Origin of the sequence: Paracidovorax citrulli (genome assembly GCF_900100305.1) — a bacterium.
GTDB lineage: Bacteria > Pseudomonadota > Gammaproteobacteria > Burkholderiales > Burkholderiaceae_C > Paracidovorax > Paracidovorax citrulli.
Map to the genome: position 1 here is coordinate 1 of NZ_FNEY01000038.1, position 13,305 is coordinate 13,305.

General features: G+C 66.5%; 11 protein-coding genes. 5 read left to right on the plus strand and 6 right to left on the minus strand.

Translation table 11 applies throughout. From position 1 onward, the window contains the following. Positions 1-254, minus strand: a 254-nt coding sequence (locus tag BLR99_RS19575) for a transposase (RefSeq protein ID WP_139160185.1), incomplete at its 3' end; no start/stop codon positions are given. A 313-nt stretch (positions 255-567) separates the two neighbouring features. Further along, positions 568-1,605 carry a ketopantoate reductase family protein gene (locus BLR99_RS19580; RefSeq protein ID WP_011794541.1) on the minus strand — a complete coding sequence of 346 codons (1,038 nt, stop codon included), beginning with the start codon at positions 1,603-1,605 and terminating at the stop codon, positions 568-570. Between the two features lie 289 nt (positions 1,606-1,894). Between BLR99_RS19580 and BLR99_RS19585 the strand changes: the two genes are divergently transcribed. The 4 genes from BLR99_RS19585 to BLR99_RS19600 all read left to right on the plus strand — a co-directional run bounded on the left by BLR99_RS19585 (position 1,895) and on the right by BLR99_RS19600 (position 4,525). After that, a complete protein-coding gene (locus BLR99_RS19585; RefSeq protein ID WP_011794542.1) occupies positions 1,895-2,842 on the plus strand; it encodes a hypothetical protein in 948 nt (315 codons plus the stop codon). 24 nt (positions 2,843-2,866) lie between these two features. Then, the gene (locus BLR99_RS19590; protein WP_011794543.1) at positions 2,867-3,364 is read left to right on the plus strand and encodes a hypothetical protein; all 498 of its coding nucleotides are present in this window, start codon (positions 2,867-2,869) and stop codon (positions 3,362-3,364) included. Positions 3,365-3,458: 94 nt separating this feature from the next. After that, positions 3,459-3,956 carry a DUF1240 domain-containing protein gene (locus tag BLR99_RS19595; RefSeq protein ID WP_011794544.1) on the plus strand — a complete coding sequence of 166 codons (498 nt, stop codon included), beginning with the start codon at positions 3,459-3,461 and terminating at the stop codon, positions 3,954-3,956. 83 nt (positions 3,957-4,039) lie between these two features. Further along, positions 4,040-4,525, plus strand: coding sequence for a DUF1240 domain-containing protein (locus tag BLR99_RS19600; RefSeq protein ID WP_041827277.1), 486 nt, complete (start codon positions 4,040-4,042; stop codon positions 4,523-4,525). Positions 4,526-4,561: 36 nt separating this feature from the next. Here the strand turns inward: BLR99_RS19600 and BLR99_RS19605 are convergent, their stop codons facing one another. From BLR99_RS19605 to dnaG, 3 genes are all read right to left on the minus strand, one after another. Next, complete coding sequence (locus BLR99_RS19605; protein ID WP_011794546.1) at positions 4,562-6,208, minus strand: methyl-accepting chemotaxis protein; 1,647 nt, start codon at positions 6,206-6,208, stop codon at positions 4,562-4,564. Between the two features lie 326 nt (positions 6,209-6,534). Then, positions 6,535-8,880, minus strand: a complete 2,346-nt coding sequence (gene rpoD, locus BLR99_RS19610) for an RNA polymerase sigma factor RpoD (RefSeq protein ID WP_011794547.1) — start codon at positions 8,878-8,880, stop codon at positions 6,535-6,537. Positions 8,881-9,114: 234 nt separating this feature from the next. After that, complete coding sequence (gene dnaG, locus BLR99_RS19615; RefSeq protein ID WP_011794548.1) at positions 9,115-11,139, minus strand: DNA primase; 2,025 nt, start codon at positions 11,137-11,139, stop codon at positions 9,115-9,117. Between the two features lie 243 nt (positions 11,140-11,382). On the opposite strand from dnaG, the gene BLR99_RS19620 reads away from it, so the two are divergent. Beyond that, positions 11,383-12,297, plus strand: a complete 915-nt coding sequence (locus tag BLR99_RS19620) for an EAL domain-containing protein (RefSeq protein ID WP_041827278.1) — start codon at positions 11,383-11,385, stop codon at positions 12,295-12,297. A gap of 9 nt (positions 12,298-12,306) precedes the next feature. On the opposite strand, the gene BLR99_RS19625 is transcribed toward BLR99_RS19620, so the two are convergent. Beyond that, entirely contained in the window at positions 12,307-13,287 is a 981-nt protein-coding gene (locus tag BLR99_RS19625) for a TRAP transporter substrate-binding protein (RefSeq protein WP_017439573.1), read from the minus strand. Positions 13,288-13,305 lie beyond the last annotated feature (18 nt).

Consider the following 13,305-nt stretch of genomic DNA (forward strand, 5'->3'; position numbering starts at 1 on the left):
TCCGACACCATCGCCTCGAAGCAGCCCGCTTCCAGCCAGCGTCGGGTTTGCTGGTAGACCGCCTCCCAAGGAGGTAGATCGTTGGGCAGCATCCGCCAAGGCGCGCCTGCGCGCACCAGCCAGCGCAGGGCGTTGAAGACTTCGCGCAGATCGTGCTCGCGCTGGGGCGCGCGCTGGTCCATCAGGCTCAAGTAGGGCGCAGCGAAGCTCCATTCTTCATCGCTGACATCCGTCGGGTAGGGCTTGCGGGGCATCCGCAGACTCTACCTTTGACTTCCACTCCGAGGAGCAAAGTTCATAACACGCTCTAGGAGTGTCTGGTTTGCGCTCCTTGGCTGCGAGTTCGGCCGTGCTTGCCAACACTTGCTTCGTAGCGATCTCGAACTCAGCTTCCAGAGGGCCGGCTTTAACCTTGCGTAGTAATGGCAGCAACTCTGCTAGTTTCTTTCGGAAGATCAGGCCAAGCAGCACGGCGGCGACAGGCCACGCAATTGAATCGATCAGCTTGCTGATGAATGTGAGCCAGTCCATGTTCTTGCTGAGCGGGGCCGGCGATAGTTGCAAGGCCTAACGTCGGAGCTGACCGGCGGAGGGTAGGCCGGCTAAGCCGGCCGATAGTACGCCCGTGTCGAACGACCGGTTGCCCGCCTCCACCACCTTCACCAACACCCACAACACCCGATTCACCGGCGTCCCCACCCCCACCGCCTTCCCCCGCGCCACCACATACCCATTGAGGTGATCGATCTCGCTCGGCTTGCCCCGCGCCAGGTCCTGCGCGGTAGACGACATCTGCCCAGGCATGGTGGCCGCAATGCGGTTCACCGCCGCGCCCACATCGCCCGGAATCTGGATGCCGTCCGCTTCGGCCACGGCCAGGCATTCGGCCACCACGTCGGCAATCACGTCTGCCACGCCGGGCGTCTGCACCAGCCGGCCGTAAGGCTGCTGCGCGAGCGCAGAGATCGCGTTGTATGCACAGTTGAGCACCAGCTTGGCCCAGAGCGCGCCGCGCACGTTGCCTGAAATCTCCGTGGCGATGCCGGCCGCGCTGAACTGCTGGGCCACCGCGGCGCTGCGGGGCGAGGGTGCGATCACCAGTTCGCCGCGCCCGTGGTGGCGCACGTGGCCGGGGCCGGCCATTTCGGTGGCCACATAGACCACGGCGGCGGCGACGGGGTGGGCATCGCCCAGCACGCCGCGCACGCGCTCGTCGTTGTCCACGCCGTTCTGCAGCGTGAGCACGAGCGCGCCGGGCGCGAGGTGTGGCTGGATCTGGCGTGCCGCGTCCTCGGTGTCGGTGGATTTCACGCAGAACATCACCACGTCCGCGCCGCGTACCGCGGCGGGATCGGTGTCGGCCGCCATGGGCACGTTTTCGTCGAGCGTGGCGGTCTGCAGGCGCAGGCCGTTCGCGCGGATGGCCTCGACGTGCGCGGGCCGGCCGATCAGCGTGACCGCATGGCCGGCGCGCGCGAGCAGGGCGCCGAAGTAGCAGCCCACGGCGCCGGCACCCATCACGGCGATGCGCAGGGGCGGGGTTGCCGGATCGGACGGCGACGGAGGCAGGCCTCCGGCGGGAGCAGCCGATGGGGATGCAGTCATGCGTTTATCTCTCTCTCTCTTCTCTGTCGAGCATGGTACGCCCGGCTGGGGCTGCTGCCTCCAGGGGTTTGCACGATAGGGATGGCGGATGTGTCGTTGCCGCCCATTCGCAGCCGATATTCGTCAGCCGATGTCCTTGTCAAGGCGAAAAGGGGCGGTTGTACTGAGCGTTCTTCCAGGCGGAACGATTCCTGGAAAACGTCGTTGGGTTAACGCATTGTTGCAAGCGAGCGGAGTGGGTGAACCTAGCATTCGCCCCCATCGAAAACGCGACAGCAGGGGAGGAACCATGAGCGCGGAGCTCGCAGTGACGTTTTTCAATATGGGCTATGCCCAATCCGTGGCGCAGTCCATGGAGCAGAACCGGGTGGATGTGCTGGTGCTCACCCAGGGCCAGTACATGGGCATCCTGCAGGACAAGGCCCGGAACCACCCGGCGCTGGAATTCAGCCTGCGCAAGATCCTCGCCAGTTCAACATTCGGCCAGTACTGGCAGCACACCTTCAGCCCCAACGCCAGCGAGCCGTGGGTGGGGCCGGCGGCGCAAGGCGCCAACGATGCGATCGCCATCACCCGCACGCTGAATGCGATCGGCATGTCGGGCATCACCAGCTACGTGAAGACCACCGCGACCGGCACCTACATCATCATCAAGGGCTACTCGGCGCGCCGCAGTTCCGCACTGCAGGGCACGCGCTACCTCGCCACGCATCCGAAGATGATCCAGCTGGGGCTGGGCATGAAGAGCCTGCAGGGCATTGCCAAGGGCGGGTTCATCCTGGGCGTGGTCGTCTCCAGCGGCATCGAGTTGATGGACTTCATGTTCAACAATGAGAAGACCATGTATGACCTGGTGGGTGGGATCGGGGTGGAGGCGGTGAAGGGTGGGTTGGGGGCGTTGGTGGCTTATTCTGCGGCTGCTGCTTTCAGTGGCGTCACGACAATCGCCGTAGCGCCCTTGGTTGTCATGGCCGTGGTCGCAGTGGTTGCCGGTATCGGACTCAATCACCTGGACAGCCGATTCGGTGTGAAAGGCAAGGTGATCGCGGGCCTCAAGATGGTTCCGGAGCAGGCTTCGCAAGGCTTGTACTACATCGACACACAATCCCAAGCGTGGTTGGACGATCTTCGATCCGCGATGGAGCAAAGAAAAGAAGAACTGAGCCGCTCCATCGAGCGTGGCATGAAGGAGTGGTTCTGCCGAATAAGCTGCGTGCTCCATCACGCGCCTCACTGACCTGATCACATCGCCAAGTCATCCATGCACGACATCCATCAAATCCGAAAGCTTATTCGGTGGGGCATTCCGCTGTATCTCGGGCTCGTGGCAGGCGCGTTGCTGATGATCCGCAACGCCTTGGTGCCCATGGTTCACGACATCCTGTCGAAGGCGCCTGTAGTGCGGATCACGCCGGGCATGCACCTCATGCCGTGCGTCGTCGCTTTCGGCTCACTGGCAATCGTCGTCATGGTGATGCGGGCGATCCCTTGCCGCCCCAGCCTCATCAAGAAGTTTGAGATTGCGGCCAACTTGGCTGTCGCAGCCAGCGCCATTGCGCTCCTGTTGGTCCCCGTGGTCGCTATCGCCCAGCGTTACTACATGCCCAGCATTGGCTACACCCAATGCTATGTCCTGCAGGGCCAGCCCACGTTGTGGTTCACGGACTGGGTTCGCGATCCAGCATGGTGTGTGAAGGGCAAGAGTCCGGAATGGTTGAACGAGCAGGTGCAGCAGTCCAGGCCGATCGCGCCTCTGTGAACAGCCTAATGGTGCCGCTACTGGCTCCTCGCAGCCTGGTGGTGCTTGGTGTGTCAGAACAGGTATCTCACTCGAACACCCGAACCTGCCTTCCATGTTTGATGTCGCCGGAATTCGAAAAACTCTGATCTGGGGTATCCCGCTCTACCTGGCCTTGGCCACAGGTTCGATCCTGATGGTCGCCTACATCATGGTTCCGACGATAGAGGGGGTTGCCGAACGCGCCCCAGTAGTTCGCATCGGACCAGCCGTGCTGGTAGCGCCATTTGTCGCTGCGTTTTGTCTCCTCGGCGTCGTCGTCGCTTCCATGCGCGCGATGCCCTGTAGCGACCGCATCATCAAGCCTTTCGAGCGTGCGTTCATCGCCACAGTGCTTGCGGGTGTAGTGACGATGCTGTTGATTCCGGTCACCGCTGCGTTGGCACGATCTCGGATGCCGAGCATCGGCTACACCCAATGCCATGTCCTGCAGGGCCAGCCCACGTTGTGGTTCACGGATTGGGTTCGCGACCCGGCATGGTGCGTAAAGGGCAAGAGCCTGGATTGGGTCAACGAGCAGGCGAGGGCGCCCGCACCGCATGGGGTTCCCTGAATCGCGTAGCGGAGCAAGGGATGGGCTGGCTTGCTTTCCCGCATGTTCACCGGGCCCTCTGCCGTCAACCCACCAGACCCGAAATGCATGACATTCCCGCGCTGCGTAAAACCATGCTTTGGAGCACGCCGCTATTTATCGGTATCTCGGCGAGCTGCGTGTGGGCCACCTTGCATGGAGTCGTGCCGGTGTTCCAGGGTATCGCGGCAAGGGCTCCGGTCGTCCGGATTGCGCCCGCTGCCCAGCTGGCTCCGTTCGTCGCCGTCGTCTGCATCATGGCCATCGTGCTCGGCGCCATGCGCGTGGCGCTGTGCCGTGAAGCCGCGATTGCGAAGTTCGAGCGCGCTTTCACCATCGCCGTGCTCGCCAGCGGCTTGGTGATGCTGCTGATCCCTGTGACCTCATTCGTCCAGCGCCTGTACATGCCGAGCATTGGCTATGCGGCGTGCTACGAACTGCAGGGCAACCCGACCCTCTGGTTCACGGATTGGGTGAAAGATCCTGCGTTGTGCGTGAAGGGCAAGAGCCCGGAGTGGGTGAACGAGCAAGTCCGCCATTCGCCTCCATGAAGCGATGAGCGACCCCGGCCGGGACCGCTCCGCCACTCAGGCCGCTGCCAGCAGCAGCCCGCCCGTGCCGCCCGCAGGGTCGCGCCGTGCCGGGGCTGCCGTGGCGCCCGCCCCGTCCGCACCCGGCGGCAGCCGGAACTGCGCCACGGTGCGCGCCAGCGTTTCCGCCTGGAACTTCAGGCTGTCGGCGGCCGCGGCGCTTTCTTCCACCAGCGCGGCGTTCTGCTGCGTGACCTGGTCCAGCTGCTGCACGGCGTCGCCCACCTGGCCGATGCCGCTGGATTGCTCCGCGCTGGCGGCGCTGATTTCCGCGACCAGGGTGGACACCTCGGCCACCTGGGTCACGATGTCTTCCATCGTGCGGCCGGCCTGGGCCACGAGTTCGCTGCCGGCGTTCACGCGCGACACGCTGTTTTGGATCAGGCCCTTGATCTCCGCGGCGGCCTGTGCGCTGCGTTGCGCGAGGCTGCGCACCTCGGTCGCCACCACGGCGAAGCCACGGCCCTGTTCGCCCGCGCGGGCGGCTTCCACCGCGGCGTTGAGCGCCAGGATGTTGGTCTGGAAGGCGATGCCGTTGATGGTGCCGATGATGTCGGCCATGCGGTCCGAGCCCTGGCGGATCGAGTCCATCGTGCGCACCACGTCCTGCACCACCGCGCCGCCCTGGGCCGCGACGGACGAGGCGCCCGATACCAGTTGGTGGGCCCGGCGGGCCGATGCGGCGTTCTGCTCCACGGTGGAGGTCAGTTCCTCCATCGAGGCGGCGGTTTCTTCCAGGTTGCTGGCCTGTTCTTCCGTGCGCTGGCTCAGGTCGGCATTGCCGTTGGCGATCTGCACGGTGCCGGTGGCGATGGAGTCGGAGCCCGCGCGCACGCTGCCCACGATGCGCACCAGGCTGTCGTTCATGCGCGCCAGGGCCGAGAGCAACTGGCCCACCTCGTCGCGCCGTCCCGTGGGGATGTGCGACGTCAGGTCGCCGCCGGCCACGGCCTCGGCCACCTGCACGGCGGTGTGCAGCGGGCGGGTGATGGAGCGGGCGATAAGCCAGCACAGCGCCATGGCCAGCACGGCGGCCAGCGCGCCGATCGCGATCACGGTGACGCGGCCCGTGCTCACCTGCGCGTCCGCCCGGTCGCTGTCTTCGGCCATGACCTTCTGCTGGTGCTCGGACAGGCGGGTGACGGCTTCCAGGAATTTCTGCTGGGCGGGGCGCAGGCTGGTTTCCAGCAGATCCCGGGCTTGCTCGGAATGGTTGTCGCGCATGAGTTGCAGCAGCCGGTCCAGTTCGCGCATGTAGTTTGCGCGCGTGGTCTGGCAGGCCTCCAGCATCTCGACGCCCGTGGAGGAGCGGACCAGTTGCGACAGTTGCGAGAACAGGGCGGTGACGGTCTCCCGGCTCTCCTGGATGCGGCGGGTTTCCTGCGCGCGGATGTCCGGGTTGTCGAAGATCAGCATGTTGCGCGTGTACCGGGCCTGGGCATCCGCTTCGTTGGTGATCTGCGAAAGCAGCTTGACCTTCGGATAGGCGTCGCGCGTGACCTTGGTGAGGGCCTGGTTCACGTTGCCCAGCGCGCCGAGCGACAGGGCGGCCAGCAGCGCCAGTACCGCGATCACCGCGAGGAAGGCCAGGCCGATGCGGTAGCCGATCCGCAGGTTGCCGAAGAAGGTGGTTTTTTCGCTCATGGCGGGATTAGGGTAGGACAGGCAGGGACGGGCGGGGCCTCCCGGCACCTCCCGTGTGATGGGTGCCCGCGAGTGGCCGTTGAACGGCTTCATGGTCGAGCACTGTCTGAATTCTACGTTTCCTATGAAATATTTGTATTTTTTGATTGAAAATGTAATTAATCTGAAAGTTTTTTGTGGCAGTTGTGCGATTTTGGCTGCATCCGCCGGGCGGGAGCGCATGGCCTGCATGAGGCGGGCTGGCCCATGAAAAAAGCCCCGGCCGGGTGGGCACGGGGCTTTCGGGAAGGCGGGGCCGCCGGGCAGGACGGCCCGTGCGGCGCGGCTCAGAGCGAATCGATGAAGCTGCGCAGCTTGTCGCTGCGGCTCGGGTGCTTGAGCTTGCGCAGCGCCTTGGCCTCGATCTGGCGGATGCGCTCGCGGGTCACGTCGAACTGCTTGCCGACTTCTTCCAGCGTGTGGTCGGTGGACATCTCGATGCCGAAGCGCATGCGCAGCACCTTGGCTTCGCGCGGCGTGAGGCCGTCCAGGATGTCCTTGACCACGTCGCGCAGGCCGGCCTGCATGGCGGCGTCGATCGGGGCGGTGTTGGCACCGTCCTCGATGAAGTCGCCCAGGTGGCTGTCGTCGTCGTCGCCGATCGGCGTTTCCATGGAGATCGGCTCCTTGGCGATCTTCATGATCTTGCGGATCTTGTCCTCGGGGATCTCCATCTTCGCGGCCAGGATGGACGCATCGGGCTCGAAGCCGAACTCCTGCAGGTGCTGGCGGCTGATGCGGTTCATCTTGTTGATCGTCTCGATCATGTGCACCGGGATCCGGATGGTGCGCGCCTGGTCGGCGATCGAGCGCGTGATGGCCTGGCGGATCCACCACGTGGCGTACGTCGAGAACTTGTAGCCGCGGCGGTATTCGAACTTGTCCACCGCCTTCATCAGGCCGATGTTGCCTTCCTGGATCAGGTCGAGGAACTGCAGGCCGCGGTTGGTGTACTTCTTGGCGATGGAGATCACGAGGCGCAGGTTGGCCTCGATCATTTCCTTCTTCGCGTCGCGCGAGGCCGACTCGCCCTCGTTCATGCGCTTGTTGATGTCCTTGAGCTCGGACAGCGGCACCACCACGCGGGACTGCAGGTCCATCAGGCGCTGCTGCAGCTCCTGCACCGGCGGGATGTTGCGCGCGAGCACGGCGCTCCAGGGCTTGCCGGCGGCGGCCTGCTTCTCGACCCACTGCAGGTTCAGCAGGTTGGGCGGGAAGTCCTTGATGAAGGTTTCCTGCGGCATGCCGCACTTGTCCACGATGATGCGGCGCAGCTCGCGCTCCTTCTTGCGCACGTCGTCCACCTGGGCGCGGACCATGTCGCACAGCTTCTCGATGGTCTTGGCCGTGAAGCGGATGGTCATCAGTTCGGCCGAGATGGCGTGCTGGGCCTTCATGTAGGCCGGCGTGCCGTAGCCTTCCTTGTCGTAGATCTTGTGCATCTTCTCGAAGAGCCCGCGCAGGTTGTCGAACCGGCGCAGCGCTTCGTTCTTGAGCTCTTCCAGCTTCTTGGTCAGGGCCTTGGAGCCGCCCTTGCCGTCGTCGTCGTCCTCTTCGTCGAATTCGTCGAAGTCTTCCTCGGCCACGTAGTCGTCGGCCTCGTTGGGGTTGGAGAAGCCGTCCACGATGGTGGAGATGACGACCTTGCCCTCGCGGATCTCCTCGCCCATCGCCAGGATCTCGGCGATGGTGGCGGGCGATGCGCTGATGGCTTCCATCATGGCCTGCAGGCCGCCTTCGATGCGCTTGGCGATCTCGATCTCGCCCTCGCGGGTGAGCAGTTCCACCGTGCCCATCTCGCGCATGTACATGCGGACCGGGTCGGTGGTGCGGCCGAATTCGCTGTCCACGGTGGAGAGGGCGGCCTCGGCTTCTTCCTCGGCTTCCTCGACGGTGGTGGCGGTGGGGGTGACGTTGTTCTGGAACAGCGTCTCGGCATCGGGCGTCTGCTCGTACACGGCCACGCCCATGTCGTTGAGCATGGTGACCACGACTTCCATGGTCTCGGCATCGACCAGCTTGTCGGGCAGGTGGTCGGAGATCTCGACCTGGGTCAGGTAGCCACGGGTCTTGCCCAGCGTGATCAGGGCCTTCAGGCGCGAGCGGCGCTTGGCCAGGTCTTCCTCGGACAGGACGGTGTCGTCCAGGCCGAATTCCTTCATCAAGGCGCGTTCCTTCGCCTTGCTGATCTTCATGCGCAGGGGCTTGACCTTCTCGGCGGTGGGCGCCGCCTCGGCCGGCTCGGCCTCGACCTCGCCCTCGAGTTCGGATTCGATGTCCGACAGGTCGGCGTCGTCGCCCGCGGAATCGTCCTCGGCGGCCTTGGGCTTGCGGCCGCGCTTGGCGGGGGCCTTGCCGGCGGCGGCGGTGGCTGCCTTGGCCGGGCGGCCGGGGCGCTTCTTGGGCGTCTCGTCGTCATCGGCCGCCGCAGGGGCCGCGGCCTTCGCGCGGCTCGCCTTCTTGGCGGTGGTTTCTTCGGAGGCTTCGGGCTTGTCGGCGGACTTGTTCACGGGCACGGATGGAGCTTTCTTTGCGGCAGGAGCGGCCTGGGTCGCGGTTTTCGAGGTGGAGGCGGCCTTCGCGGCGGTATCGGGGGCGGACTTGGGCGACTTCGCGGACTTTTGAGCGGGCATGGACGACCTCAGATTCAAAAACGGACACACAAAGAAAACGCAAGCGCGTCGGTTCCCGGCGCGGGTGGCTGGGCGAAGGCGGTGCCTCCGCGGTTCGAGGGGCGGGCCCCCGTGGGCAAGATGTGTGGGCGATCATTTGGTGTGCAGTCCTTGCGGTGTGGGGGCGGTGGTGCGTGCGTGTCACGGTTGCCCGGCCCGGAGGTGCTGCTGTCGCTCTTGCCGATGAACCCTATATTATAGCCCGCCCGCCTTTTTCAAGTTCGCGGGTGCGATGCCCAGCAGGGCCTGCCGCCGCTGCTGCAGCGCGCGGTACTTCTCGAGCGCGGACGGATCGGTCGCCGCCTGCAGGATGAGTTCCTTCTCCTGGCGCTTGATGTCTTCCATGAGCATGCGGTCGAGCAGGTCGCGCAGTTCGCTCCGCAGCTCGGCCGCGTCGCCCTCGGTCTGGGCGTGCGAACCGGTCATCACCCGCACCGCCAACGCCTCCGCGTCGTGTCCGCGCAGGCTCTCGCGCAGCACGGCCCAGGCCTGCGGACCATGCTCGTGCCACTGCGCCTCCAGCCAGGTGAAGAGGGGGCCGTGGGGTGCGGGCTGGGCGCAGAGCGTGGCGTGGTCCTCGTGCGAGAGGTCTTCCAGGAATTCCATGTGCGACAGCAACAGCCGCGCTGCGTGGTCGTCGCGTCCCGCGGCGGGCGTGGACGGCAGGCGCGGCTGGGGCGGGCGCTCGTCGCGGTCGCGCCAGCGGCCCTTCTTCCAGTCGCCTCCGCCTCCGCCGCTGCCCTTTCGCCAGGGCTGCCTGGAGCCCGAGGAGGCCGCCGGGGCGTGGCCGTAGCCGTCATCCCCAGGGGGCGCCCAGCCGCCGCCGTCGCGCGGGCCGCCCCAGGGCGGGGCCTCGTCGTAGGCCGGCGCGCCGGTGGGCGCGGAGCCACCGGCGGCCTGCCGGCCACCGCCGGCCGGGTGCGCCGGTGCGGCCCAGAGCTCCGAGAGGTCGCTGGCCGCGAGCTGGGCCAGTTCCGCCAGCTCGCCCAGCAACTGGCGCTTGAGTGCGCCGTCGGGCAGGGCGGTCCACAGCGGCCGGGCGTTCGCCGCCATGCGGGCGCGGCCTTCCGCCAGACCCAGGTCGCAGCCCTCGCCGACGACCTCCACCAGGAAGCGGCTCAGCGGCATGGCGCCCTGCACGTGCCGCGCGAACGCGTCGGTGCCATGGGCACGCACGAAGCTGTCGGGGTCGTGCTCGGCGGGCAGGAACAGGAACTTCACGCTGCGCGTATCCGTGGCGTAGGGCAGGGCGCCGTCGAGCGCCTTGCGCGCCGCGCGCCGGCCCGCCGCGTCGCCGTCGAAGCTGAAGACCACCGTGTCGGTGAAGCGGAAGAGCTTGTGGACGTGGTCCGGCGTACAGGCCGTGCCCAGCGTGGCGACGGCGTTCGGAAAGCCCAACTGGGCCAGCGCGACCACGTCCATGTAGCCTTCGGTGACGAGCGCGTAGCCGTGCTCGCGGATGGCGGCGCGCGCCTCGAACAGGCCGTAGAGCTCGCGCCCCTTGTGGAAGACGGGGGTCTCGGGCGAGTTGAGGTACTTGGGCTTGTCGTCGCCCAGCACCCGGCCCCCGAAGCCGATGCATTCGCCCTTCACGTTGCGGATCGGGAACATCACCCGGTCGCGGAAACGGTCGTAGCGCTTGCCGTCTTCCTCGTTCACGATCACCAGGCCGCTCTCGTGCAGCAGCGGGTTGTCGTACTCGGGGAACACGCTGGCGAGCGACCGCCAGCCCTCGGGCGCATAGCCCAGGCCGTAGCGCTTGGCGACCGCCCCGGACACGCCGCGCCCCTTGAAGTACGCGATGGCGCGCTGCGACTCGCGCAGGTGGCGGCGGTAGGCCTCGCCCGCCTTCTCCAGCACGTCGGTGAGGGTGGCCTGCTTCTGGCGCTGCGCCGCCGCACGCTCGCGCTCCTGCGGCGAGACATCGTCCTGCGGCACCTGCAGGCCCACCTGCTGGGCCAGGTCCTGCACGGCTTCCACGAAGCCCATGCCCGCATGCTCCATCAGGAAGCTGATCGCATTGCCATTCTTGCCGCAGCCGAAGCAGTGGTAGAACTGCTTGGACGGGCTGACGCTGAACGAGGGCGACTTCTCGCCGTGGAAGGGGCACAGCCCCATGAAGTTGGCCCCGCCCTTCTTGAGCTGCACGTAGCGCCCGACGACATCGACCACATCGACGCGCGAAAGCAACTCCTGGATGAAGGACTGGGGGATGGACACGCGGGGATTTTCGCCGGAATGCCGCCGGGCAGTCCCGTCGGGTGATGAACGCGATCGAACGGTAGCTGAAAATCGCTACCGTGTGTGGCGCAAGCCACTTCGGTGCCGCGAAGTGTGGTGAGCGGCAGCCGCGCGGGCTTTTGCGTAGGACGCCACCGCTTGCTGCGGCCCCGGCGCGCGCACGGGCGCGTGGCTGCACTAAGCTTTCTTCTGGCAACTTCCGGGAACGCTCCCCTGACTTCCATGCACGCGCCAGCCCCTTCCGCTCCCGCCTGCTCCGCGTGCCGCAACGGCGCTGCGGAACTGGATTTCGACTTCACCATGGCTTTCCAGCCCATCGTGGACCTGCGCCATGGTGGCAGCGTGTTCGCCTACGAGGCGCTGGTGCGCGGCACGGACGGCAGCCCGGCTGCTTCGGTGCTGGCCCGCGTGAACGACGGCAACCGCTATGCATTCGACCAGGCCTGCCGGGTGCGGGCGGTGGAGCTGGCCGCCCGGCTGGGCATCGACTGCCGGTTGAGCATCAACTTCCTGCCCAACGCGGTGTACCAGCCGGAGGCCTGCATCCGGGTCACCCTCGAGGCCGCGCGACGCTGCGGATTTCCGGTCGAGCGCATCATCTTCGAGGTGGCGGAGCACGAGAACGCCCATGACCGCGAACACCTCAACCGCATCCTGCGCGCCTACCGGCGCCAGGGCCTGCGAACGGCCATCGACGATTTCGGTGCCGGCTATGCGGGGCTGGGGCTGCTGGCGGACTTCCAGCCCGACATGCTGAAGATCGACATGGCGCTGGTGCGCGGCATCGGCGCCGACCCGGTACGCCAGGCGATTGCCCGCGGCGTGGTCTCGATGGGCGAGGCGCTGGGCATCGCGGTGATCGCCGAGGGCGTGGAAACCGAGGACGAGCTCCGTCCCCTGCGGGCCATGGGCGTCCACTTGTACCAGGGCTATCTCTTCGCGCGCCCGGCGCTGGAAGCGCTGCCGGACGTGCAATGGCCCCAGGGCGCGGGCTTCGGGACGGGCCCCGGCGATGCCGCGGAGGCGCTGCCTGGCGGTGCGGGGGGCACTGGCGCGCCACCGGCAGCGCTGCGCGCGATGCCCGGTGCGCGGGCACGCGGCGGCGCGGGCATGTCGCTGGGATTCGGGCCCGGCTGAGCCCACCCGTCACTGGTTGGAGATGATGGTGAGCAGGTCGCCCCGCACATCGGGGTTGTCGGTGTACTTCTTGTAGAGCGGCGCCATGCGGCGCACGTAGGGCGAGAAGTCTGCCACGTGGACGAACTGCACGCCTTCCTTGGCCAGGGCGGTGCGGGCCGCGAGTTCCCGCTTTTCCCAGAGGCCGCGCATCAGCAGCGCTGAGTCCTTGCCGGCCTTCAGGAACACCTTGCGGTCCTCCTCGTTCAGGCGGTTCCACAGCTGGGTGGACACCACCAGCGCCTCGGGCGCGATGATGTGCTGGTCCAGCAGCATGTATTTCGCCAGCTTGTACTGGCCGGTGGACTCGTACGAGACGATATTGCCTTCCGCGCAGTCGATCCTGCCGGCGCGGAAGCTCTCAGGCACTTCCTTGTAGGGCACGACCACCGGCGTGGCGCCCAGCAGCTTCACCATCTCGATGTGCGAATCGACCTGCTGCACGCGGATGCGCAGCCCCGCCAGGTCCTCGCGGCGGGTGATGGGCTTGTCGGCGCAATAGAACGAGCGGGCGCCGCCGTTGTACCAGCCCAGCACGACGTAGCCGGACGCCTTGAGCTTTTCCGCGAGCCGCTCGCCCATCGGGCCGTCCAGGTAGCGGAACATGTGCGTGGCGCTGCTGAACAGGAAGGGCAGGTTGAAGGCCTGCAGCGGCGGCACCGCTTCCGCGAGCGGGCCCAAGTTGAACTCCGCGACATCGATCTCGCCGGCCTTGAGCATCTGCACTGCCTTGGACTGGTCGCCCAGGACGGCATCGGAGAAGATCTGGATCTGGTGGCGGCCCTGGGTGCCGGCCTGCACTTCGGCGGCGAAGCTCTTCATCGCCTCGGTGACCGGATAGCCGTCGGGATGGATGTTCCATGCCCGCAGCGGCGCGGTGGTCTGGCTGGTGGCGGGCGTTGCCCAGAACGCCAGCACGGTGGCGAATGCTGCCCAGAAATGCTTGCCCATGTGTTTTCCCCGTCCTCG

Excerpts from the sequence above, each read along its gene's own strand:
- BLR99_RS19580 (WP_011794541.1), bottom strand. The coding sequence starts at position 1,605 with ATGACTGCATCCCCATCGGCTGCTCCCGCCGGAGGCCTGCCTCCGTCG.
- BLR99_RS19585 (WP_011794542.1), top strand. The coding sequence starts at position 1,895 with ATGAGCGCGGAGCTCGCAGTGACGTTTTTCAATATGGGCTATGCCCAA.
- BLR99_RS19590 (WP_011794543.1), top strand. The coding sequence starts at position 2,867 with ATGCACGACATCCATCAAATCCGAAAGCTTATTCGGTGGGGCATTCCG.
- BLR99_RS19595 (WP_011794544.1), top strand. The coding sequence starts at position 3,459 with ATGTTTGATGTCGCCGGAATTCGAAAAACTCTGATCTGGGGTATCCCG.
- BLR99_RS19600 (WP_041827277.1), top strand. The coding sequence starts at position 4,040 with ATGCATGACATTCCCGCGCTGCGTAAAACCATGCTTTGGAGCACGCCG.
- BLR99_RS19605 (WP_011794546.1), bottom strand. The coding sequence starts at position 6,208 with ATGAGCGAAAAAACCACCTTCTTCGGCAACCTGCGGATCGGCTACCGC.
- rpoD (WP_011794547.1), bottom strand. The coding sequence starts at position 8,880 with ATGCCCGCTCAAAAGTCCGCGAAGTCGCCCAAGTCCGCCCCCGATACC.
- BLR99_RS19620 (WP_041827278.1), top strand. The coding sequence starts at position 11,383 with ATGCACGCGCCAGCCCCTTCCGCTCCCGCCTGCTCCGCGTGCCGCAAC.
- BLR99_RS19625 (WP_017439573.1), bottom strand. The coding sequence starts at position 13,287 with ATGGGCAAGCATTTCTGGGCAGCATTCGCCACCGTGCTGGCGTTCTGG.